Annotated in this window: 21 protein-coding genes and 5 tRNA genes; 5 read left to right on the top strand and 21 right to left on the bottom strand. The window is 42.2% G+C overall.

The genetic code is table 11. From position 1 onward, the window contains the following. Positions 1–172 precede the first annotated feature (172 nt). The 3 genes from HT722_RS05880 to HT722_RS05870 are packed head-to-tail and all read left to right on the top strand — an operon-like array spanning position 173 to position 2926. Positions 173–1162, top strand: a complete 990-nt coding sequence (locus HT722_RS05880) for a PTS sugar transporter subunit IIB (RefSeq protein ID WP_173278065.1) — start codon at positions 173–175, stop codon at positions 1160–1162. A 25-nt stretch (positions 1163–1187) separates the two neighbouring features. Beyond that, positions 1188–1991: a PTS mannose/fructose/sorbose transporter subunit IIC gene (locus HT722_RS05875; RefSeq protein WP_173278063.1), complete on the top strand. Its 804-nt coding sequence runs from the start codon at positions 1188–1190 to the stop codon at positions 1989–1991. Positions 1992–2014: 23 nt separating this feature from the next. Beyond that, on the top strand, positions 2015–2926 hold the full coding sequence (locus tag HT722_RS05870) for a PTS system mannose/fructose/sorbose family transporter subunit IID (protein WP_173278061.1): 912 nt from the start codon (positions 2015–2017) through the stop codon (positions 2924–2926). Positions 2927–2981: 55 nt separating this feature from the next. On the opposite strand, the gene pepC is transcribed toward HT722_RS05870, so the two are convergent. The 10 genes from pepC to rpsL all read right to left on the bottom strand — a co-directional run bounded on the left by pepC (position 2982) and on the right by rpsL (position 14857). Then, entirely contained in the window at positions 2982–4316 is a 1335-nt protein-coding gene (gene pepC, locus HT722_RS05865; protein WP_173278059.1) for an aminopeptidase C, read from the bottom strand. Positions 4317–4427: 111 nt separating this feature from the next. Further along, positions 4428–5150 carry a pseudouridine synthase gene (locus HT722_RS05860; protein WP_173278050.1) on the bottom strand — a complete coding sequence of 241 codons (723 nt, stop codon included), beginning with the start codon at positions 5148–5150 and terminating at the stop codon, positions 4428–4430. Positions 5151–5167: 17 nt separating this feature from the next. Then, positions 5168–5398, bottom strand: a complete 231-nt coding sequence (locus tag HT722_RS10510) for a hypothetical protein (RefSeq protein ID WP_240146932.1) — start codon at positions 5396–5398, stop codon at positions 5168–5170. A gap of 20 nt (positions 5399–5418) precedes the next feature. Beyond that, positions 5419–5649 carry a GlsB/YeaQ/YmgE family stress response membrane protein gene (locus HT722_RS05850; protein WP_000901572.1) on the bottom strand — a complete coding sequence of 77 codons (231 nt, stop codon included), beginning with the start codon at positions 5647–5649 and terminating at the stop codon, positions 5419–5421. 9 nt (positions 5650–5658) lie between these two features. Then, on the bottom strand, positions 5659–6900 hold the full coding sequence (locus tag HT722_RS05845; RefSeq protein WP_173278048.1) for an aminopeptidase: 1242 nt from the start codon (positions 6898–6900) through the stop codon (positions 5659–5661). Between the two features lie 27 nt (positions 6901–6927). Further along, the gene (locus HT722_RS05840) at positions 6928–7080 is read right to left on the bottom strand and encodes a hypothetical protein (RefSeq protein WP_061439880.1); all 153 of its coding nucleotides are present in this window, start codon (positions 7078–7080) and stop codon (positions 6928–6930) included. A gap of 18 nt (positions 7081–7098) precedes the next feature. Continuing rightward, positions 7099–11490: a PolC-type DNA polymerase III gene (locus HT722_RS05835; RefSeq protein ID WP_173278046.1), complete on the bottom strand. Its 4392-nt coding sequence runs from the start codon at positions 11488–11490 to the stop codon at positions 7099–7101. Positions 11491–11593: 103 nt separating this feature from the next. Continuing rightward, the gene (fusA, locus tag HT722_RS05830) at positions 11594–13675 is read right to left on the bottom strand and encodes an elongation factor G (protein WP_000090345.1); all 2082 of its coding nucleotides are present in this window, start codon (positions 13673–13675) and stop codon (positions 11594–11596) included. Between the two features lie 278 nt (positions 13676–13953). After that, positions 13954–14424 (bottom strand): 30S ribosomal protein S7, encoded by a 471-nt coding sequence (gene rpsG / locus HT722_RS05825; protein ID WP_000087873.1) that lies wholly within the window; start codon positions 14422–14424, stop codon positions 13954–13956. A 19-nt stretch (positions 14425–14443) separates the two neighbouring features. Continuing rightward, a complete protein-coding gene (rpsL, locus tag HT722_RS05820) occupies positions 14444–14857 on the bottom strand; it encodes a 30S ribosomal protein S12 (RefSeq protein ID WP_001142332.1) in 414 nt (137 codons plus the stop codon). A gap of 274 nt (positions 14858–15131) precedes the next feature. On the opposite strand from rpsL, the gene HT722_RS05815 reads away from it, so the two are divergent. Further along, entirely contained in the window at positions 15132–16247 is a 1116-nt protein-coding gene (locus tag HT722_RS05815; RefSeq protein ID WP_173278085.1) for an IS30 family transposase, read from the top strand. A 140-nt stretch (positions 16248–16387) separates the two neighbouring features. Next, positions 16388–16525: a hypothetical protein gene (locus tag HT722_RS05810; protein ID WP_173278036.1), complete on the top strand. Its 138-nt coding sequence runs from the start codon at positions 16388–16390 to the stop codon at positions 16523–16525. A 98-nt stretch (positions 16526–16623) separates the two neighbouring features. On the opposite strand, the gene HT722_RS05805 is transcribed toward HT722_RS05810, so the two are convergent. The 11 genes from HT722_RS05805 to HT722_RS05755 all read right to left on the bottom strand — a co-directional run bounded on the left by HT722_RS05805 (position 16624) and on the right by HT722_RS05755 (position 21250). Beyond that, entirely contained in the window at positions 16624–17223 is a 600-nt protein-coding gene (locus tag HT722_RS05805; RefSeq protein WP_173278044.1) for a response regulator transcription factor, read from the bottom strand. Then, entirely contained in the window at positions 17224–18321 is a 1098-nt protein-coding gene (locus tag HT722_RS05800) for a sensor histidine kinase (protein ID WP_173278042.1), read from the bottom strand. After that, the gene (locus HT722_RS05795; RefSeq protein ID WP_173278040.1) at positions 18321–19058 is read right to left on the bottom strand and encodes an ABC transporter permease; all 738 of its coding nucleotides are present in this window, start codon (positions 19056–19058) and stop codon (positions 18321–18323) included. Before HT722_RS05795 ends, HT722_RS05800 begins: the two co-directional genes overlap by 1 nt. A gap of 1 nt (position 19059) precedes the next feature. Beyond that, the gene (locus tag HT722_RS05790; protein WP_173278038.1) at positions 19060–19944 is read right to left on the bottom strand and encodes an ABC transporter ATP-binding protein; all 885 of its coding nucleotides are present in this window, start codon (positions 19942–19944) and stop codon (positions 19060–19062) included. Continuing rightward, positions 19931–20125 carry a hypothetical protein gene (locus HT722_RS05785; protein WP_000708869.1) on the bottom strand — a complete coding sequence of 65 codons (195 nt, stop codon included), beginning with the start codon at positions 20123–20125 and terminating at the stop codon, positions 19931–19933. The genes HT722_RS05790 and HT722_RS05785 overlap by 14 nt, the downstream gene beginning before the upstream one ends. Further along, complete coding sequence (locus tag HT722_RS05780; protein ID WP_173276882.1) at positions 20122–20328, bottom strand: hypothetical protein; 207 nt, start codon at positions 20326–20328, stop codon at positions 20122–20124. Before HT722_RS05780 ends, HT722_RS05785 begins: the two co-directional genes overlap by 4 nt. 488 nt (positions 20329–20816) lie before the next feature. After that, positions 20817–20890, bottom strand: a tRNA-Pro gene (locus tag HT722_RS05775). Positions 20891–20905: 15 nt separating this feature from the next. Next, positions 20906–20979, bottom strand: a tRNA-Arg gene (locus HT722_RS05770). Between the two features lie 11 nt (positions 20980–20990). Beyond that, a tRNA-Leu gene (locus HT722_RS05765) sits at positions 20991–21076 on the bottom strand. A gap of 7 nt (positions 21077–21083) precedes the next feature. Then, positions 21084–21155: transfer RNA gene (locus tag HT722_RS05760), tRNA-Gly, on the bottom strand. A gap of 22 nt (positions 21156–21177) precedes the next feature. After that, a tRNA-Thr gene (locus HT722_RS05755) sits at positions 21178–21250 on the bottom strand. Positions 21251–21256 lie beyond the last annotated feature (6 nt).

Raw genomic sequence — 21256 nt, 5'->3', positions numbered from 1 at the left:
AAATAAGAATTCAAGATTACTTCCCAAAAACTCAATATATCAACATCTGCAAATAAAAGCTTTTTAATTTTTTATTATAAATAGTTGATTTTTAGATGAAAACGGTTTATACTTAAAAAGTCTTAAAGTTTTCTTAAACGAAAACCAAAACAAAAAAGGAGGAATGACAATAATGAGTATCGGAATCATTATTGCGAGCCACGGCGAATTTGCTGCGGGTATTCATCAGTCAGGATCTATGATCTTTGGTGAACAAGAAAAGGTTCAAGTTGTAACCTTTATGCCAAATGAAGGCCCTGATGATCTATACGCTAAGTTTAATAACGCTGTTGCTGCATTTGACGCAGAAGATGAGGTTCTAGTTTTGGCTGACCTTTGGAGTGGATCTCCATTTAACCAAGCTAGTCGCGTGATGGGAGAAAATCCTGAGCGTAAGTTTGCCATCATCACAGGACTTAACTTACCGATGTTAATTCAAGCCTACACAGAGCGCCTCATGGACGCTGCTGCAGGTGTAGAAAAAGTCGCTGCGAATATCATTAAAGAAGCCAAAGATGGCATCAAGGCTCTTCCAGAAGAGCTCAACCCAGTTGAGGAAGTAGCTAGCGCTGCAGCTGCTCCAGTTGCCCAAGCTGCTATTCCAGAAGGAACTGTCATCGGAGACGGTAAACTCAAAATCAACCTTGCCCGTCTTGACACACGTCTACTTCACGGTCAGGTTGCAACTGCTTGGACTCCAGATTCAAAAGCAAATCGTATCATCGTTGCTTCAGATACCGTGGCTAAAGACGACCTTCGTAAAGAGCTCATTAAACAAGCAGCTCCAGGTAATGTCAAGGCTAACGTGGTTCCAATTCAAAAACTGATTGAGGTTTCAAAAGATCCACGTTTCGGAGAAACACATGCCCTTATCTTGTTTGAAACACCTCAAGATGCCCTTCGTGCTATCGAAGGTGGCGTGCCAATCAAGACTCTTAACGTTGGTTCTATGGCTCACTCAACAGGTAAAACAATGGTCAACAACGTTTTGTCTATGGACAAAGAAGATGTTGCTACATTTGAAAAAATGCGTGACCTCGGTGTTGAATTTGACGTACGTAAAGTACCAAACGACACCAAAAAAGATTTGTTTGACTTGATCAATAAAGCAAACGTACAATAATCGATTTTATGAAAGGATTTTAAAGATGTCTATTATTTCTATGGTTTTAGTAGTCGTTGTAGCCTTCCTATCAGGTCTTGAAGGTATCCTCGACCAGTTCCAATTCCATCAACCACTTGTAGCTTGTACTCTTATTGGGCTTGTAACAGGTCACTTAGAAGCAGGTATTATACTTGGTGGTTCTCTTCAAATGATCGCCCTTGGTTGGGCTAACATCGGAGCTGCCGTAGCTCCTGACGCTGCTCTTGCTTCTGTTGCTGCTGCCATTATCATGGTTCTTGGTGGCGACTTTACTAAGACAGGTATCGGTGTTGCCCAAGCGGTTGCTATCCCTCTTGCAGTTGCTGGTCTATTCTTGACTATGATTGTCCGTACACTCTCTGTCGGATTGGTTCACACTGCTGATGCTTCTGCTAAAAAAGGTGACTTCAAAGCAGTTGAACGTGCTCACTTTGTCGCACTTCTTCTTCAAGGTCTTCGTATTGCAGTCCCTGCAGCACTCCTTCTAATGGTACCAACTGAAACAGTACAAAGCATTCTAAATGCTATGCCTGATTGGCTCAAAGATGGTATGGCTATCGGTGGTGGTATGGTTGTTGCCGTTGGTTACGCTATGGTTATCAACATGATGGCAACTCGTGAAGTATGGCCATTCTTCGCTATCGGTTTCGTGCTTGCTGCCGTGTCAGACATTACTCTAATCGGATTTGGTGCTATCGGTGTTGCTATCGCTCTTATCTACCTTCACCTTTCTAAAACTGGTGGAAATGGTGGCGGAGGAGCCGCAACTTCTAACGACCCAATCGGCGATATCCTAGAAGACTACTAAGATAAGAAAGGACTGAAAACATCATGACTGAAAAACTTCAATTAACTAAATCAGATCGTAAAAAAGTTTGGTGGCGTTCAACTTTCTTACAAGGTTCTTGGAACTATGAACGTATGCAAAACTTGGGTTGGGCTTACTCATTAATTCCAGCTCTTAAAAAACTCTACACTAAAAAAGAAGATCAAATCGCTGCTCTTGAACGCCATCTTGAGTTCTTCAACACTCACCCATACGTAGCCGCTCCAATCATGGGGGTTACTCTTGCACTTGAAGAAGAACGTGCTAACGGTGTTGAAATTGATGACGCTGCTATCCAAGGGGTTAAAATCGGTATGATGGGACCTCTTGCTGGTATCGGTGACCCAGTATTCTGGTTTACAGTACGCCCAATCCTTGGATCTCTCGGTGCTTCACTTGCCCTTACTGGCAATATCTTGGGTCCACTCCTCTTCTTTGTTGCATGGAACTTGATTCGTATGTCATTCTTGTGGTATGTTCAAGAGATTGGATACAAGGCTGGATCAGAAATCACTAAAGATATGTCTGGCGGTATCCTTCAAGACATCACTAAAGGTGCTTCTATCCTTGGTATGTTCATTCTTGCTGTCCTTGTTCAACGTTGGGTAAATATTAAATTTGCTTTCGATGTTGCCAAAGTTCAACTAGATGAAAAAGCTTATATCCATTGGGATAAATTGCCAGAAGGATCTAAAGGTATCCAAGAAGCATTCGCACAAGTAGGACAAGGATTGTCTCAAACACCTGAAAAAGTTACTACTTTCCAACAAAACTTGGATATGTTGATTCCTGGACTATCAGGACTACTCCTTACTTTCCTTTGCATGTACTTGCTTAAGAAAAAAGTATCTCCAATCACTATTATCCTTGCACTCTTCGCAGTGGGTATTGTGGCACATGTTCTTCATATCATGTAATCAAGCAACTTAAAAGGAATCAGGTTCTAAAATCTGATTCCTTTTTTCTATACTTTTATTCTGCCAAGGCTCCCATTGGATCCCATGGTGCGAGTACAATTGGTTCTGCTTCATAGGCAGCTTGTTCTTCTGCTGTCAGCAATTCTTTACGGACAACGATTTGGTAAGTATATTCGTCCATCCAAGCGTCTGAGGCAACAAAGTAACCATCTGTACCGACCTTGTCTCCCCATGAATTTTCAACCTTCCACTTGGTTGATTTGCCATTTTCGTCCAAATCAACACCTGTCAAGACCATAGCGTGGGTCATCAAGCTTTCGCTGTAATCCAAACGTCCAGCCTTGTCTTGAGTGAGCCTAATGTCCATGCTTGATTCAAAGTCATAAACATCTGTCGCAAGAATTCCAGCTTTGCGGTTGCTGAGCTGACCGACATCAGAACCAAACCAAACAGTCTCACCTGCTTGCATTTGGGCAATCGCCAATTCTTTCAAGCGCTCCATTGGAACGTTGATATAGCGAACTGCACGGCTACCAACTACATTTCCCAACATCTCAACTGTGTAAGATTTACCGTAAGGCTTGTCAGCAGTTGGAGCATTGATAACAGAAACATAATCTTCTAGAGGAAGATTGACATATTTCTTGTAAAACTCTTGTGGCGTAATGCCCTTTTCGCTTTGGTAGTTGTTATCTTTATCGCGATAAGCAAAGTCAAATTTACGTGGCGGAAGACCCAATGACATAGCAAGGAAGTTAAAAATTTCTTGCAAGAGGTCTTCTTTCTTAGCTTGAACAGTCGCTGGGTCAACACCAGAAGCAAGCAAGTCACGCAAGATTTGAGCATCTTGACGCAGTAATTTATTAAGGATCGCATTTAGCTCACGGCTACTACTAGATGAAACAGACTCAAGATAAACTGACTTAGGCACGACACCGTATTTCTCAAAGAGAGAAACGACCATATCCCACTGACCACCGTCTTGTTGAGGTGTTTGAAGTAGGAATTTAACCTTACGGCTAGTTAGGTCTTGGTCTGCAGTCGCAATCACTTGCTCTAAGAACCAGTTTGATTTTTCATACTTATCCCAGAAAAATGTGTGGGCCTGTGATAACTCAAAATTTTCTAGTTTGTATTGTGAGATGAGCTTGTGGCGGAAGGTGTTAAGAGCCGCAAACATCCAGCAACGACCAGACGCTTTCTGGTTGGTTACCTTGTCCTTAATCAAATCCAATGAGAAAACAGGTGTGTTGTCTACATGGCTTTGGCGACGTTCTAGGGCTGCAAAAATTCCGTTGTGGCTGGCAGCATTTTCAATCGCTTGGTATTTTACATTTGCTTCATAATTGGCAAATAGTTTATCAGTAAATGATTCTTGAATCGCGTTCATAGATTCCTCCTTTTATTCTACAGTCTATTATAACTCTTTTCACAAAGTAAGCAACTGAAAAACATAAAAGGCAAGGATATTCTTCCTCACCTTTTTCGAAAATAAACCAAACTAAGCAATACTTGCAAGGAGAAGCTCTAATTCTTCCTTGGTCAAGCGACGCCATTCTCCTCGCTGCAAGTTCTCATCTAAAACTAAAGTTCCCATAGTCAAACGTTGCAAGTCTACTACTTCCTTGCCACAGTAGCCCACCATACGCTTGACCTGATGAAACTTCCCTTCTGCAATGGTCACACGAATTTGGCTTTGATTCTTTTCTGCATCTGTGGAAAGAATCTCCAGTTTAGCGGGCTGACAAGTAAAGTCTTTGAGCGGAATACCCTCAGCAAATGTCTCCACATCTTCTTGGGTCATGATTCCCTTGACTTGTGCCAGATAAGTCTTGTCCACATGACGCTTAGGTGAAAGAAGAGCATGGGCAAGCTTGCCGTCATTGGTCAAGAGCAAAAGACCATGCGTGTCAATATCCAAGCGTCCTACTGGGAAAACTTCCTTGCTCAGAGCAATATCATCCAGCAAGTCCAGAACGGTTCTGTGCTTGGGATCCTCAGTTGCTGAGATAACTCCTTGGGGCTTGTTCATCATGTAGTAGACAAACTCTTCATACTCCAACACTTGCCCATCAAAGCGAATCTCATCTCTTTCTTCATCAATCTGCAATTTAGCCGACTTTTCTTTTTTACCATTTACCATCACGCGCCCAGCCTTGAGCAAGTTTTTGACCTCAGTCCGACTTCCCACAGCGCAGGCAACTAAAAATTTATCCAATCTCATAGAACTATTATATCATATCAAAAGGAGACTGGTACAATGACCAACCTCCTTTTCGTTTCATACTCTTCAAAAATCTCTTCAAACCGCGTCAACGTCGCCTTGCCGTATGTATGGTTGCTGACTTCGTCAGTTCTATCTGCAACCTCAAAACAGTGCTTTGAGCTGACTTCGTCAGTTTCATCTACAACCTCAAAGCAGTGCTTTGAGCAACCTGCGGCTAGTTTCCTAGTTTGCTCTTTGATTTTCATTGAGTATCAGATTTAGGAAATTAACTTCCTCGTCTCCAGAAAATCGCTAAGACAATCATGGAACCTAGTACTGCCGGAATAATGGCGGTTCCTGCTATTATCGGTCCCCAAGTCCCAAAAAGCAAGTGGCCTATAAAGGCACCAATCCAGCCTAGAAACATTTTTCCAAAACATCCCATTCGCTCTCCACGATTGGTCAGAGTACCTGCTAAAAATCCCACTAGGAGACCAACAAACATACTTCCTAACATATTATCTCCTTAATTTGCCCAATCTCCGTTACGGAAGATCGCCACACGTGTTCCATCCTCACGGATACCATCGATATTCATTTGACTAGACCCAATCATAAAATCAACGTGCACATCTGAACGGTTAAGCCCCGCAGCTTCAAGCTCTTCTTCACTCATCTCTGCACCACCAACGACACTAGTCGCATAGGCTGCACCAATAGCCAAGTGGTTTGAAGCATTCTCATCGAAAAGGGTGTTAAAGAAGGTAATGCCTGACTGAGAAATTGGGCTTGGATCTGGTACCAAGGCACATTCACCTAAGGCACGCGCACCCGCATTTTCAAAGACAAGGTCTTTCATGACTTGATCGCCCTTCTCAGCAGTGATGTCAACGATTTGTCCATCCTTAAAGGTTACCTTAATACCTTCGATGATATTTCCATTATAGCTAAGCGGTTTTGTAGAAGTGACATAACCATCTGCACGACGGAAGTCAGGCGCTGTGAAGACTTCCTCTGTCGGCATATTTGGCAAGAATCCTTCGCCCTGTGCATTGATAGCCCCAGCTGATTCCCAAACGTGGTTCTTTGGCAAACCAAGGGTCAAATCGGTCCCTGGTGCTGTGTAATGAAGGGCTGAAAATTGCTCTTTATTAAGCATATCGGCCTTGCTCTTGAGGATAGCTGCATGCTCTTCCCAAGCCTTAACAGGATCTGCTTCGTAGACACGGCAAGTTTTGAAAATTTGGTCCCAAAGGAGATCGACTGCTTCTTCGTCGCTCGCAGCATTTGGAAAGACTTTCTTAGCCCACTCAAGTCCAGCAGCGGCTGCTACAGTCCAACTAACCTTGTTGGATTGCGTTGCGATGCGCATTGGCTTCATAGCAAGTCCCATAGCTTTAGCAGAAGCTGATAGCTTGTCAGCATCCACTCCGTTCAAGGCACCTGGATCAGATGAACGAACTCCAAGACGGCTAGCCTTGTTCTCCAAAAGATAGTTCATCTCAGCAATCTTGTATTCTGGCACATTGTCCAGACGCTCCATCGGAGCATGGAGAAATTTCTCACGGTTAATGACATCATCTGTCCACTGAACGATCACCTCATGTGCACGCAAAGCATAAGCTTCTTTGACAATTAAGTGAGCCAACTCACGTTGCTCCACATCGATAGAGAGAGCCAAAGTGTGACCAGGTTGCACATTGATTCCGTTCGCAACCAATAGTTTCGCATATTTTTCTAGATTTTCTTTAAAATTTGGTAAAACCATGTTGTTTCTCTTTTCTATTTTCTATTTTTATTTTTCTTTCAAAGCAGAGAATAATCCTGCTAAAGCAATAGCACCTGACAAGAGTGCTGTTGATAGAAGAATTATCTGATCATCAAGTTCTAATTGATATTCAAATACCTTCTCAGCTGGCCTATCTTCCGCAAAAATTCTTAGTTTCATTTTTTTCCCTCCAAGACCTTAAAACAACTCATCAAACAAACTCAACTGGTTATCCTCTGGCATATTGCCCAGAATCCCCATCTCATCCATCTTTTCAACCAAGGTTGATGAGAGCCCACCACGCTTGCGCAATTCTGTTTTAGAGAGGAATTCTCCCTCTTCACGCGATCGCACCAACTGCTTAGCAACGTTCTCTCCCAGACCATCCATTGCTACAAATGGCGGAATGAGGGTATCCCCATCGATAAGGAACTCTGTCGCCTGACTACGATAGAGATCGAGTTTGCCAAACTTGAAACCACGTTCCCACATTTCATTGACAATCTCAAGAGTTGTATAGAGGTCAATCTCCACATTAGAGGCCTCATTGTTCTTCCGTTTTTCAGAGATTTCTTCCATTCTGCGTTTGATGGCATCCAAGCCCGCACCCATGGTCTTGATATCAAAAGCCTTAGCACGAATGGAGAAGTAAGCACAGTAGTAATAAATGGGATGGTGAACCTTGAAGTAAGCTACACGCAAGGCCATCATAACGTAGGCTGCCGCATGGGCTTTAGGGAACATGTACTTAATTTTCCCACAGGACTCGATATACCACTCTGGCACCTTATTGGCCTTCATGGCTTCAATGTAGCCATTTCGCTCCTCTTCGGAAATCTTGAGCCACAAGCCCTTACGTACCCGTTCCATAATGGTAAAGGCCATCTTAGGTTCGAGACCGGCATGCATGAGGTAAACCATGATGTCGTCCCGACAACCGATAACGGTTGATAGGTCCGCAATTCCTTGCTTAATCAGATCCTGAGCATTTCCCAACCACACATCGGTACCATGGGACAGACCTGAGAGCTGAAGCAGCTCTGCAAAAGTCGTCGGATGCGTCTCATCTACCATCCCACGTACAAAGTTGGTTCCAAACTCTGGAATTCCCAGCATACCCGTCGGTGTTCCGATTTGTTCAGGAGTTACCCCTAGCACATCTGTCCCTGAAAAGAGGGCCATCACGCCTTCATCATCCATAGGGATTTCATTAGGATCGATCCCAGACAAGTCCTGGAGTTTTCGAATCATGGTCGGATCATCATGTCCCAGTACATCAAGTTTAAGGACGTTCTCATCAATATCGTGGAAGTTAAAGTGAGTCGTCTGCCATTCAGCCGTCACGTCATCCGCTGGATACTGAACAGGCGTGAAATCATAGACATCCATGTAGTTCGGAATAACAACGATTCCCCCCGGGTGTTGTCCTGTTGTCCGCTTGACACCAGCAGCACCTTGAGCGAGGCGTTCTACCTCTGCATCACGATAAAACTTGCCATAGTCCCGCTCGTAACCCTTGACAAAACCATAGGCAGTCTTGGCAGCCACCGTACCAACCGTTCCTGCACGGAAGGCATATTCCTCACCAAAAATATCGCGTACATCCAAGTGGGCGCTAGGTTGATCTTCTCCCGAGAAGTTCAAGTCAATATCGGGAACCTTGTCCCCATCAAAACCAAGGAAGGTCTCGAAAGGAATATCTTGCCCATTTTTGCTGAGTTTGTTACCACAGTTTGGACAGTCCTTATTGGGCATATCAAATCCTGAACCGTACGAACCATCGGTGATAAACTCACTGTACTGACACTGACCACAGACATAGTGAGGAGAGAGAGGATTGACCTCTGTAATCCCAATCATAGTCGCAACAAAACTAGATCCGACAGACCCACGAGAACCAACCAAGTAACCCCGTTCATTAGAACGTTGTACCAGCATCTGGGAAGCCAGATAAATCACAGCAAATCCATTCCCCAGAATGGAAGTCAGTTCTTTTTCAATCCGCAAATCGACAATATCTGGCAGCGGATTTCCATAAATCTCAAAAGCTTTCTTATAGGTCAATTCAGCGACCGTTTCTTCCGCCTTGTCGATGAAAGGCGTGTACAAATCCCCCTTAACAACTTCAACAGGTTCAAAGATTTCTGCCAAGGCATTGGGATTTTCAATAACCAGTTTACGAGCTAATTCCTCTCCCAAGAAGGCAAATTCATCCAACATTTCATTTGTCGTTCTAAAATGAGCCTTTGGAAGTGGTGCTGGTTGGGCATGTTCTCCATGCCCGATAGTTCGGTTAATCATAGCCCCCTGTCCCAAGCTACGGACGATAATTTCACGGTAAATCTCTTCTTCTGGTTCGATATAATGGACATTTCCCGTAGCTAGAACGGGCTTACCAAGACGGTCTCCAACTTCTATCAAACTCTTGATAATGGTCTGGAGTTCCTCCATATCCTTGACCTGCTCCTTAGCAATCAATGGAGCATAGATAGCTGGTGGCATGATCTCAATAAAGTCGTAATACTTGGCCACCTCAACCGCCGCATCCACACCTTGGGAAACGACTGCATCAAAAACTTCACCTTCTGAACAAGCCGACCCCAGAATCAATCCTTCCCGATGGGCATCTAAAACTGTTCTCGGAATTCGTGGCACCCCTTCAAAATACTTGGTATTAGACAGAGAAACCAGCTTAAAGATATTTTTTAGACCTACCTGATTTTTGACATAAATGGTCGCATGTTTGATCCGAGCTTTTTTATAAGAATCTGGACTAATCAAATCAATGTTTAATCTAGCCAAATCAGTCACACCATGTTTTTCTGACACCTCTTTGATAAAGATGAAAAGCAGGCGACCTGTAGCTTCCGCATCGTAATTGGCCATGTGGTGATGTTCTAAGGCCACACCAAAACGCTTGGTCAAAGGTCCCAAACCATGACGTTTATACTCAGGATAGAGATTTCTAGCAAACTCAAGTGTATCAATAACCGGCTGACTAATCCTTGGAAGACCATGACGCTCATAGTTGGCATTCATAAATCCAACGTCAAAGGTCGCATTGTGGGCAACTAGGACCGTATCCTTGCAGAATTCTTGGAATTCTTGCAAAACTTGTTCTAGTGGTTTGGCATTTTTGACATGGTCATCTGTAATTCCAGTCAACTCAGTAGTAAAAGCTGACAAAGGATGCCCAGGATTGATAAATTCATCAAATTCAGCAATGACATTCCCCTTGTACATCTTAGAAGCCGCAACCTGAATCAAGTCATTGTAGATGGCTGATAGACCCGTCGTTTCCACGTCAAAGACCACATAGGTTGCTTCTGATAAATCCATCTCCACTTCGTTGTAGACGATAGGGACACGGTCCTCCACGATATTGGCTTCCATACCATAGATCAGCTGGATTCCCGCTTTCTTAGCCGCCTTATAGCCATGTGGGAAGGACTGGACATTTCCATGATCCGTGATGGCAACCGCCTTGTGTCCCCACTTAGCAGCTGTCGCAACGATTTCTTCTACCTCTGGCAAAGCATCCATAGTCGACATGTTAGTATGAGCATGAAACTCAACCCGACGCTCACCTTCTGGCATCAAATCCTTCCGCTCATAGTGAACAACTTCCTGCACATCCTGCACGTTCATCGTCAAATCGCGTGTGAAATTATTCATCTCCACATTCCCACGAACTCTAAGCCAAGAATTTTTCTTAATGAGATCAAACTTCTGGGCCTCTTCCTCATTTTTAACCCACTTTTGCATAGAAAAACTGGAAGTGTAGTCTGTCATTTTAAAGTTGATCAAAACACGCCCTGTTCTGGTCACTTTTTGCTCCACATCAAACACAACCCCTTCAAAGACCAGACGATTTTCCTCAGTCGTCACTTCAATCATAGGAGTAATCTCCGCCTTGTCTAACTTCGGTTTAGCTGCAGCTTTTTTCGCTTGAAAATCAAAGGCTGGTTTCTCTTCCGCTGGAGGAGGTGCCATCTGTTCTAGTTGTTCCATAGCACGGAGCGCTTCCTCATTAGCAGTTTGAACAATTTGCTCATTTTCAGCATGAAAGGCCTCTTCCTGCTCTTGGGTCAGCACATCATTCTTCTCCACCTGACAATTAAAAGTTGGAAAACCAAATTTTTCAAGTTGTTTGGCTAAATTAGGAAGATGATTCTTCTTAAAATGTTCCTTATCAATCGCCTCAGAGCCTTCAATAAAGAGTTGATTACCCTCAGCACGAACTCTCAGATTTTGATAAAGGGACTTAAAACCTTGACTAGCACATGGCCCCTCAGAAAAAGCCTCTCTATAATAGGATTGCAAGAGTTGATTTGAAAATTCTTGAGACCGAGTCTTGATTTCGAAAACAGCTTTATTGCCTGTCTTAGAAAATTCTTCGCTCAAACCTTTCTTTATTTCTAAAAAGATTTCAATCGGTAAAATATTAGAAAATACGAAATGAAACTCCCATACCTTACTAATTTTATGAACCACAACTCGCTCAATATCGGCCTGTGCTAAAGCAGGATCCTGTCTCATTTCAGCAGGAACCCCCAGTTGATTCATCAAAATTTCAAAACTGTTTGACATTCATTTTCCTCACATTATTCTCCTACTATTTTACCATACTTAGAGGTGTTTTCTAAAGACAAAAGGAAGCCACTAAGTGACTTCCTTCTAGAGTGAGGACTGATTAGTCTTCACCTTTGTTTTTCTTAATGATTTCTTCTTGTACTGACTTAGGTACATCTTCGTAGTGGTCAAATACCATCATGAATGTACCACGTCCTTGAGATGCAGAACGAAGAACTGTTGCGTAACCGAACATTTCAGCAAGAGGAACGTAAGCACGAACGATTTGGCTGTTACCATGTGCTTCCATACCATCTACACGTCCACGACGAGCAGTTACGTGACCCATAACATCACCAAGGTTTTCTTCTGGAACAGTGATTGTTACAAGCATCATTGGTTCAAGGATAGCTGGTTGTGCTGATTTAGCAGCTTCTTTAAGGGCAAGTGAAGCCGCGATCTTGAAGGCAGTTTCAGATGAGTCGACATCGTGGTATGAACCATCGTAAAGCTTAGCTTTAACGTCAACCATTGGGTAACCTGCAAGTACACCGTTAGCCATAGATTCTACCAAACCTTTTTCAACCGCTGGGATAAATTCGCGAGGAACCACACCACCGACGATTGCGTTTTCGAATTCGAATCCTTTACCTTCTTCGTTTGGAGTAAATTCAATCCATACATCACCAAATTGACCTTTACCACCAGACTGACGTTTGAAGAATCCACGTGCTTGAGTAGAAGCGCGGAATGTTTCACGGTAAGATACTTGAGGAGCACCTACGTTTGCTTCAACTTTGAACTCACGACGCATACGGTCAACAAGGACATCAAGGTGAAGCTCACCCATACCAGAGATAACTGTTTCACCAGTTTCAACGTTTGTTTCAACGCGGAATGTTGGATCTTCTTCAGCCAATTTTTGAAGGGCGATACCCATCTTGTCTTGGTCAGCTTTAGATTTTGGCTCAACCATCAATTGGATAACTGGTTCTGGAACGTTGATTGACTCAAGGATGATTTTAGCTTTTTCATCTGTCAATGAGTCACCAGTTGTAGTATCTTTCAAACCAACGGCAGCAGCAATATCACCTGAGTAAACAGTGTCGATTTCTTGACGGCTGTTAGCGTGCATTTGAAGGATACGTCCGATACGTTCACGTTTACCTTTAGAAGTGTTCAATACGTAAGAACCTGATTGAAGAACACCTGAGTAAACACGGAAGAATGTCAAACGACCTACGAATGGGTCAGTCATGATCTTGAAGGCAAGAGCTGCAAATGGCTCTTCATCAGATGCTGGACGAGTTTCTTCAGCATCTGTATCTGGGTTAATACCTTTGATAGCTGGGATGTCAAGTGGGCTTGGAAGGTAGTCAATAACCGCATCAAGCATCAATTGAACACCTTTATTCTTGAAGGCAGAACCACACAATACTGGGAAGAATTCAACGTTGATAGTCGCTTTACGGATACCAGCTTTCAATTCTTCGTTAGTGATTTCTTCACCTTCAAGGTATTTCATCATCAATTCTTCGTCAGTTTCAGCAACTGCTTCAATCAATTTTTCACGGTATTCTTGAGCTTGGTCAAGGTATTCAGCTGGGATGTCTTCTTCAAGGATATCTGTACCAAGGTCGTTCGTATAGATTTCAGCTTTCATCTTAATCAAGTCGATGATACCACGGAAGTCATCTTCAGAACCGATTGGCAATTGGATTGGGTGTGCATTTGCTTGAAGACGATCGTGAAGTGTGCTTACAGAGTAAAGGAAGTCAGCACCGATTTTGTCCATTTTGTTGGCAAATACGATACGTGGAACTCCATACTCAGTTGCTTGACGCCAAACTGTTTCAGTTTGAGGCTCAACACCTGATTGTGAGTCAAGAACGGTAACCGCACCATCCAATACACGAAGAGAACGTTGTACTTCGATTGTGAAGTCCACGTGTCCTGGTGTGTCGATGATGTTTACGCGGTGGTTGTTCCATTGAGCTGTTGTCGCAGCAGATGTGATAGTGATACCACGCTCTTGCTCTTGCTCCATCCAGTCCATTTGTGACGCACCTTCGTGAGTTTCACCGATTTTGTGGATTTTACCAGTGTAGTAAAGGATACGCTCAGTTGTAGTTGTTTTACCAGCATCGACGTGAGCCATGATACCGATATTACGAGTTTTTTCAAGTGAAAATTCGCGTGCCATGAGGTTTGTTTCTCCTATTTATTTTTAATTTCTATTCTATTATAACACGATTTTAATAAAAACGGATAGGCAGGACCTACCCGTTCTCAATATTTTCATGCTATTGTTGGTTTCAGCTTACGAGCTGGTAAGTTGAGTTATAGCCAATACTAATCGATTTAGCTAATTTGAACCCGGGCTAAAAGCTCAGAAAATAGATAAGCTCTCTTAGAATCTTCGATTCTTCGTCAAGCTTCCTAATTTTCAGTCGCTTTTTTAACGCCTTTAGTATCTTAATCTTACCAACGGAAGTGTGCGAATGCACGGTTAGCTTCAGCCATACGGTGAGTGTCTTCACGTTTCTTAACAGCTGCACCAGTGTTGTTAGCAGCATCCAAGATTTCTTTTGCAAGACGGTCTTGCATTGTGTGTTCACCACGAAGACGAGCGATTGTTACCAACCAACGAAGTCCAAGTGTTGTACGACGTTCTGGACGAACTTCAACTGGGACTTGGTAGTTAGAACCACCAACACGACGTGCACGTACTTCAAGTACAGGCATGATGTTTTCCATAGCTGTTTCAAACACTTCAAGTGCATCATTGCCAGTAGCTTCTTTGATTTGCTCAAAAGCACCGTAAACGATTGAAGCAGCTGTACCACGTTTACCGTCAAGCATAACGCGGTTGATAAGACGAGTAACTAGTTGTGAATTGTAAAGCGGATCTGGCAATACGTCACGTTTTGGAGCTCTATTTTTACGACTCATTTCTCTTTATCCCCTTTCCTTATGCTTTTGGACGTTTAGTACCGTATTTAGAACGGCCTTGTTTACGATCGTTAACACCTGCAGTATCAAGTGCACCACGGACGATATGGTAACGTACCCCTGGAAGGTCTTTTACACGTCCACCACGAAGAAGCACCACGCTGTGTTCTTGCAAGTTGTGTCCGATACCTGGGATGTAGGCAGTAACTTCGATAAGGTTGCTCAAACGTACACGAGCGAATTTACGAAGGGCTGAGTTAGGTTTTTTAGGTGTCATTGTTCCAACACGAGTTGCAACACCACGTTTTTGTGGTGAAGAAACGTTTGTTTGAACTTTTTTATGACTGTTGTAACCAACGTTCAAAGCTGGTGATTTAGATTTTTCTACTTTTGATTTACGCGGTTTGCGAACCAATTGGTTAATTGTAGGCATCTACATACTCCTGTGTTTTTTTATTTTTGGTGATGATACACTTGGTGACAGCTATCATCTGTGTGTACTTTTGCAACATTTGTCAGCACGTCCCTGTACACTCTTGAGAGACCAAAAGTAAAAAGTACCGTCTATTATTGTAACAAAATTTTCCATTGGTTGTCAAGATATTTTTCTTTTTTATTGTTAATTTTAGCTCTGCGTAACTTCTCAAAGTAACTTCCACTTGCCTGACCGAAGTGGAAATTAGTCTAAAACGGATTTTTATGGTGGAATTAAGTGTGAGACTTTCCGTTCCATCGTTGAGAATATGGGAAAAGGTCCGTCAACGATTTCAAAGGAAATTAAGCGCAATCGCATCATGCATCCAACATCCGTCAAATCTGATTGCACGGATTGCCCTCTACTCGACAAAGCTCCCTTTGTCTGTAATGGATGTCCTAAAAGAAGACAGAATTGTGGCTATAAGAAGATCTTCTACCTCGCTAAGCAAGCTCAAAAACAGTACGAACAAACTCTTATTGAAGCTCGTGAAGGAACTCCTCTCAATTCCAAGACCTTCTGGGAAATGGACAAAGTCATTTCTGATGGGGTTAAAAAGGGACAACACATCTATCATATCCTCAAAACTCATAACCTTGATGTCAGCTCCTCAACTGTCTATCGACACATCCGAAAAGGATACCTATCTATCGCTCCTATTGACCTAGCCAGAGCCGTTAAATTCAAAGAAAGACGGAAAAGTAAGCTACCTTCTATCCCTAAAGAAGCTAAAAAAGGCCGTTCCTATGAGGATTTCCAAAACTATTTAGCCCTTAATCAACTAGACTCTTGGCTAGAAATGGATACAGTTCTGGGGAAGATGGGAGGGAAAGTCCTACTCACCTTCAATCTCTCTTTCTGTAACTTTATCTTCGCTAGACTTCTGGATAATAAAACTGCCCTTGAAGTTACCAAACACCTCTATGCCATCAAGAACACTCTTCACCAAGCTGACAAAGATTTCTTCCAACTCTTCCCCGTCATTCTTACCGATAATGGTGGAGAGTTTGCCAGGGTTGATGACATCGAAATGGATGTGCGAGGAGAGAGTAAACTCTTCTTTTGTGACCCTAATCGCTCTGACCAGAAAGGCAGAATCGAGAAAAATCACACGCTGATTCGCGACATTCTACCTAAAGGAACTTCCTTTGACAACTTAACTCAAGAGGATATTAATCTCGTTTGTTCGCATGTCAACAGTGTCAAACGTGCTGCTTTGAATGAAAAGTCAGCCTATGAACTCTTTGCCTTTACCTATGGAGAAGAGATTCCTAAGCTTCTCGGCATTTCTAAAATACCTGCAGAAGACGTCTGTCAGTCGTCTAAATTACTCCAACATAAGTTCTAAAAATTAATCTTTAACCCCATTCAAACGTCTCACACTAACTTCCACCATAGCGGAACTTAATCTGAAACGCTTTCAGATGAGGGGATTTTGTGCGCTCTTTTTTTCTATTTCTTTCAGCTATAAAAGCGATGAAATCAAGCATGATTAAAACCAGTGGAACTTACCCTGACACGGATTTCCACTGGTTTTTACGATTTTTATCAGACCAACTTCCACTTGGATTAGCAGTGGAAGTTAGTTTGGGAATTTACCATTTTAGCTCTGGCTACCACCTTTGACGAAACAAAAAGGAGGAAACTAAGCCTCCTCAAGTTACAAATTATTTCATTGAATCCCATCAATTTTAGCACATAATGGTTTTCGAGTTATGATAGTATCACAACCAACCAGATTCTTTCGCGATATTAGCTGCCTCTGTTCGATTACCTGCATCTAGTTTTGAAAGAATATTGGTGACATAGTTTCGGACGGTTCCGTTTGATAAATAAAGTTGATCTGCAATTTCTTGGTTAGACAAGCCCTGAGCAATTCCCTTTAAAACTGCGATTTCTTGCTCCGTTAATGGATTGGGATGCATCATCACCACTTCCATCAATTCAGGCGAATACTCCTTGCCTCCTTCGAGGACGGTGTGCAAGGTTTGCATGAGGTCTGCAATGTTTCTTTCTTTTAATACATAAGCATCTACTCCAGCCTTGACCGCACGTTCAAAATACCCTGGGCGCTTGAAGGTCGTCACTACAACCACCTTTGTTTCGAGCTTTTCTGCTCGTATCCACTCCAAGACTTCAAGACCAGTCTTAACAGGCATCTCTACATCAAGAATGGCAATATCTATGGACTCTTTTTCTAAGAGTTGGATTGCTTCTTGCCCATTCTTGGCTTGTAAGACAGACTCTACATCTGCTTGAAAGGCAAGCAACTGGCACATAGCATCTCGCAACATACTTTGATCTTCTGCGACTAATACTTTCATCTACTTTCTCTCCTTATAAGGTAGTCGAACCTGAACTTCTGTCGGTTGTTTCCAACTAATTACCTTTACTTCTCCCGAAAACGGAAGAATACGATCTCGAACTGTATGGAGGTCATCCCCCTTTATAGAAGCAAAGCCACAGCCATCATCTCTCACTGTTAGAATGAGTTCTTTCTCTGTCCGTTCTAATTTTAAATAGACTTTAGACGCTTTAGCATGTTTGATGATGTTGGTCACTAATTCAAGCAAAATCATGGAAGCCGTTGACTCCAATTTCTGAGTTAGACTAGCAGTATCTAATTGGTTATCCGTTTCCACCTCAATTCCAGCAATTTCTAACATCTTTTTCACAGTCTCTAGTTCGGATATCAAAGTTCTAGACTTAAGATTTTCCACAATGGTTCGCACTTCACGCATTGATTCTTTGCTAATTTGCTGTATTTCTCTTAATTCCTTTTCCACCTGTGGATAAGCCTGTATTTGAAATAACTGCAAGGCTAGATCAGTTTTAACACTAAGCATAGCAAAGGTATGCCCCAGACTATCATGCAAATCTTGACCGATACGACTGCGTTCATTTTCAGCAAGCAATAGATTTATCTGGGCATTTTGCTTAGCCTGTGCTTCTTTCAAATCCTCCACAATCCGAATCCGAACCAAGCCAAAAGTCATTAAATCGACAAAAGCAAGAATTACAAGTAGATAGAATAGAAACTCAACTTCGATTCTCTGAAAAATCAACAGTTGGCCCACAACAAGAACTTGAGCAAGAAGAAAAGTCCAGACATGTAAAGACTTTAAACCATCTACGCTGAAATGATAACTTAAGAGATTGGATAGGAAAAAGAAAAACCAGATATAATTAACAGCAACAAAGGCAGTATTCCCAACTACATAAGACAGCATGAGGCCCCAATATAGCCAAGATAGGCGCTGGCTCTTAGTTATTAAAACACCCAAATACGCCACTACAAATAGAATATCAATCAATAAATGCCAGGCAGAAAGCCACCCAGTCACTACAGGTAGGATGGGGAAAATCATAAAAATTAAACTGATCCAAAACATATAATGTATGCTTTTCAGTCTTTCAAGCATTAAGTATTCTCCTTATGACCTTGAAGGTAAATGGTCAAACCAAATAAAACTGCTGAAAAAACAAGTAAATAAACTGTGGCTGATAGATTGATGCCACCCTCGTTTAAGAAGGTCTTGAGCAACTCCATCAACTGATAAGTTGGTAGGCACTTCCCGATTGCTTGCATCCAGTCTGGAAATAAAGAGATGGGCATCCAGAGTCCACCTAAAACAGCCAAGCCTAGATAGAGAAGATTGCCCACGACAGACATCAGCTGACTAGAAGGCAAGAGTGTCAAGGTCAATCCAAGTGCTACAAAAGCAATACTTCCCAAAATAAGCAAAATCGCAGCCCCAACCCAGCTTGCTAGAGGCATATCCACACCTCTTACAAAGTGCCCAACCGAGAAAACAACCAGGATTGAGACCAGATAATCAACCATCATACTTGTTATCTTTGATAGATAATATTCTACCATATTTACAGGGGTATGGCGCAATGTTTTCTGCCAGTTATTGATTTTATCGGTATGTAAAACAGCTGGAAATGAAAAGATAGCGGTCGACATCATGGAAAAGGCCGTCATGGAGATGAGGTAGTCGCGCATAAAATTAGCCGGTCCACCTGGTGTGTCCTGGTACATGCCTGAAAAGAATAAATAGAAGGCTGTCGGCATCCCTACGGATAATAGATAATAGACTAATTGTCGTTTGGTCAATAGAAATTCTATCTTGTTTAGTGCGATCCATCGTTTCATCTTAGTCATCTCCCTTTTGTGTTTCTTCAAAGATTGTATCCAGCAAGCTACGATTATTGACTTCAATTTCTTGAATCCTACATCCTGCCTGAACTAATAGTTCCCAGAAAGCGTCCGCTTCGCGTGTAACTACTTGTAGAGCATCTTGTTTTTGTGACCAGTTTTCAACCAAGACTGACTTCTCAACGACTTCCTTGTAATCTAGAGGAAGGATAAAATGCTTTTCAATCTCCTCACTACGCATAGCAAGAGGCGTCGTATCACGAATCAACTCTCCCTTATTTAAAACCAAAATCCGGTCAGCTGTATGCTCTACCTCTTCAATATAATGAGACGAATAGAGAATGGTGACTCCTTGCGCTTTTAGGTCCTGAACAATTTCCCAAAAACGTTGACGGGTAGAGGTATCCATGGCCGCAGTTGGCTCATCTAAAAAGACAAGTTTTGGTCGGCCAATCAAGGTCAAGACAAAAGAGAAAAGACGCTTTTGCCCACCTGACAATTTTTCTGCAAATTGCTCTTTTTGTTGCTTGTCAAACTGCAATAGTTGATCGATCTCCTGGTTGCTCAAGGGATTTGGATAAATACTTTGAAAGAAAGCAATCAACTCTTTGACCTTTAATTTCTGAACGATGACATTTTCTTGAGGGAGATAGGATCTTGTGTAGTCTAACTGAGAACTCGTCACTGGCAAGCCTTGGATGGATACTTGATCGCTTGTGACCAGTTTATCTCCAAGCAAACAGTCCAAGAGTGTGGTCTTCCCAGCACCATTGGGCCCAATCAAGGCGACGCATTCACCTTCAGCTATCTCAAAGGAAATATCCTTCAAAATAGCCTTGCCCTTGATGTTTTTATTTAGGCTTTCTACCTTAATCATGTTCATGATATTCTCCTTTCAACCACTCCTTTCCCATAGGAAAGGCGATAAAAATCATAAATCCCAGTCCCCAGGCACCACGGATGAATTGGTGAAGGAAGGCTTGATCAAACCAACCTGTAAACATTTCTACCAACCATACCACTAGTGATAGTCCAATAAAAAGATAGAGAAACGCTTTTTTCATTTTTCAAACTCCTTTTTCACATCTGAGACTAATTTCAAACCTTCTCGGATAAGCCAGGACATCATTCCAAATCCTGCAAATAGCTCCCAAGGAAAATGATAGAAATCTTCATCCAATCCTGAGAACATGAGATAAGTCATGACTCCTGCTGTTACTAGACTCACTGCGATAATCATTTTATTTCTCATCTCTTCTTCCTCCATTTCATACTTCAATTATAGTCTTTTGAAGTTAGCGGAGCTAGATACTTCTGTCACTCGTAAATATGACAAATGTCATAAAAAATTCTGTTCAAAACAAGCAAGATACACTATACAATAAAACACAATTAGCAAAATCTAATGCAACTTCCTCAAAAGAGATATCAAACCCAATTCACACCATAATGTGAACTAATACTTATTTAAAATCAAAAAGAGTAGAAATTTTTATCAGACAAACACATATATTATAGGTTGGACTAAAAAACTCTTCAATTACTTTCTTAAAAGTTTGTAAGAATTATACAATCTGTTAAATTTTAATTTATGTACCTAAACTACAGTATTCATTGAACAAATCAGGAAACAAAAAAATATACGCGATCAAAATGAATTACTGAAAATCAAAAAAAAGAGAACCAAACTGATTCTCTCTTAATGTATATAATATCTAGTTTTAAAAATAAACACTCACATATCTCTGTAATGTATCGGGAAGACAGGATTCGAACCTGCGACACCTTGGTCCCAAACCAAGTACTCTACCAAGCTGAGCTACTTCCCGAGTTAAATAGAAAAATGCACCCTAGAGGAGTCGAACCTCTAACCGCCTGATTCGTAGTCAGGTACTCTATCCAGTTGAGCTAAGGGTGCTCATTATATTATGCCGAGGACCGGAATCGAACCGGTACGATCGTTACCAATCGCAGGATTTTAAGTCCTGTGCGTCTGCCAGTTCCGCCACCCCGGCCTCTCTAAGCGAACGACGGGATTCGAACCCGCGACCCCCACCTTGGCAAGGTGGTGTTCTACCACTGAACTACGTTCGCACTGTTTTCTTCTATCTAAAAATGCCGGCTACATGACTTGAACACGCGACCCTCTGATTACAAATCAGATGCTCTACCAACTGAGCTAAGCCGGCTCATTT

This window comes from Streptococcus sp. 53 (assembly GCF_013276565.1).
GTDB lineage: Bacteria > Bacillota > Bacilli > Lactobacillales > Streptococcaceae > Streptococcus.
Note: the sequence above shows the minus strand (reverse complement) of the source record. Positions and strands in the feature narration are given on the sequence as shown.

What these genes read in the sequence shown, in the direction of transcription:
- HT722_RS05840 (WP_061439880.1), bottom strand. Translation starts at nt 7,080, where the DNA reads ATGAAACTAAGAATTTTTGCGGAAGATAGGCCAGCTGAGAAGGTATTT.
- HT722_RS05870 (WP_173278061.1), top strand. Translation starts at nt 2,015, where the DNA reads ATGACTGAAAAACTTCAATTAACTAAATCAGATCGTAAAAAAGTTTGG.
- pepC (WP_173278059.1), bottom strand. Translation starts at nt 4,316, where the DNA reads ATGAACGCGATTCAAGAATCATTTACTGATAAACTATTTGCCAATTAT.
- HT722_RS05785 (WP_000708869.1), bottom strand. Translation starts at nt 20,125, where the DNA reads ATGAAAAAAGCGTTTCTCTATCTTTTTATTGGACTATCACTAGTGGTA.
- HT722_RS05880 (WP_173278065.1), top strand. Translation starts at nt 173, where the DNA reads ATGAGTATCGGAATCATTATTGCGAGCCACGGCGAATTTGCTGCGGGT.
- HT722_RS05850 (WP_000901572.1), bottom strand. Translation starts at nt 5,649, where the DNA reads ATGTTAGGAAGTATGTTTGTTGGTCTCCTAGTGGGATTTTTAGCAGGT.
- rpsL (WP_001142332.1), bottom strand. Translation starts at nt 14,857, where the DNA reads ATGCCTACAATTAACCAATTGGTTCGCAAACCGCGTAAATCAAAAGTA.
- HT722_RS05845 (WP_173278048.1), bottom strand. Translation starts at nt 6,900, where the DNA reads ATGGTTTTACCAAATTTTAAAGAAAATCTAGAAAAATATGCGAAACTA.
- HT722_RS05780 (WP_173276882.1), bottom strand. Translation starts at nt 20,328, where the DNA reads ATGGAGGAAGAAGAGATGAGAAATAAAATGATTATCGCAGTGAGTCTA.
- HT722_RS05805 (WP_173278044.1), bottom strand. Translation starts at nt 17,223, where the DNA reads ATGAAAGTATTAGTCGCAGAAGATCAAAGTATGTTGCGAGATGCTATG.
- HT722_RS05800 (WP_173278042.1), bottom strand. Translation starts at nt 18,321, where the DNA reads ATGCTTGAAAGACTGAAAAGCATACATTATATGTTTTGGATCAGTTTA.
- HT722_RS05795 (WP_173278040.1), bottom strand. Translation starts at nt 19,058, where the DNA reads ATGAAACGATGGATCGCACTAAACAAGATAGAATTTCTATTGACCAAA.
- HT722_RS05875 (WP_173278063.1), top strand. Translation starts at nt 1,188, where the DNA reads ATGTCTATTATTTCTATGGTTTTAGTAGTCGTTGTAGCCTTCCTATCA.
- fusA (WP_000090345.1), bottom strand. Translation starts at nt 13,675, where the DNA reads ATGGCACGCGAATTTTCACTTGAAAAAACTCGTAATATCGGTATCATG.
- HT722_RS05860 (WP_173278050.1), bottom strand. Translation starts at nt 5,150, where the DNA reads ATGAGATTGGATAAATTTTTAGTTGCCTGCGCTGTGGGAAGTCGGACT.
- HT722_RS05790 (WP_173278038.1), bottom strand. Translation starts at nt 19,944, where the DNA reads ATGAACATGATTAAGGTAGAAAGCCTAAATAAAAACATCAAGGGCAAG.
- rpsG (WP_000087873.1), bottom strand. Translation starts at nt 14,424, where the DNA reads ATGAGTCGTAAAAATAGAGCTCCAAAACGTGACGTATTGCCAGATCCG.
- HT722_RS05810 (WP_173278036.1), top strand. Translation starts at nt 16,388, where the DNA reads ATGATTAAAACCAGTGGAACTTACCCTGACACGGATTTCCACTGGTTT.
- HT722_RS05835 (WP_173278046.1), bottom strand. Translation starts at nt 11,490, where the DNA reads ATGTCAAACAGTTTTGAAATTTTGATGAATCAACTGGGGGTTCCTGCT.
- HT722_RS10510 (WP_240146932.1), bottom strand. Translation starts at nt 5,398, where the DNA reads ATGAAAATCAAAGAGCAAACTAGGAAACTAGCCGCAGGTTGCTCAAAG.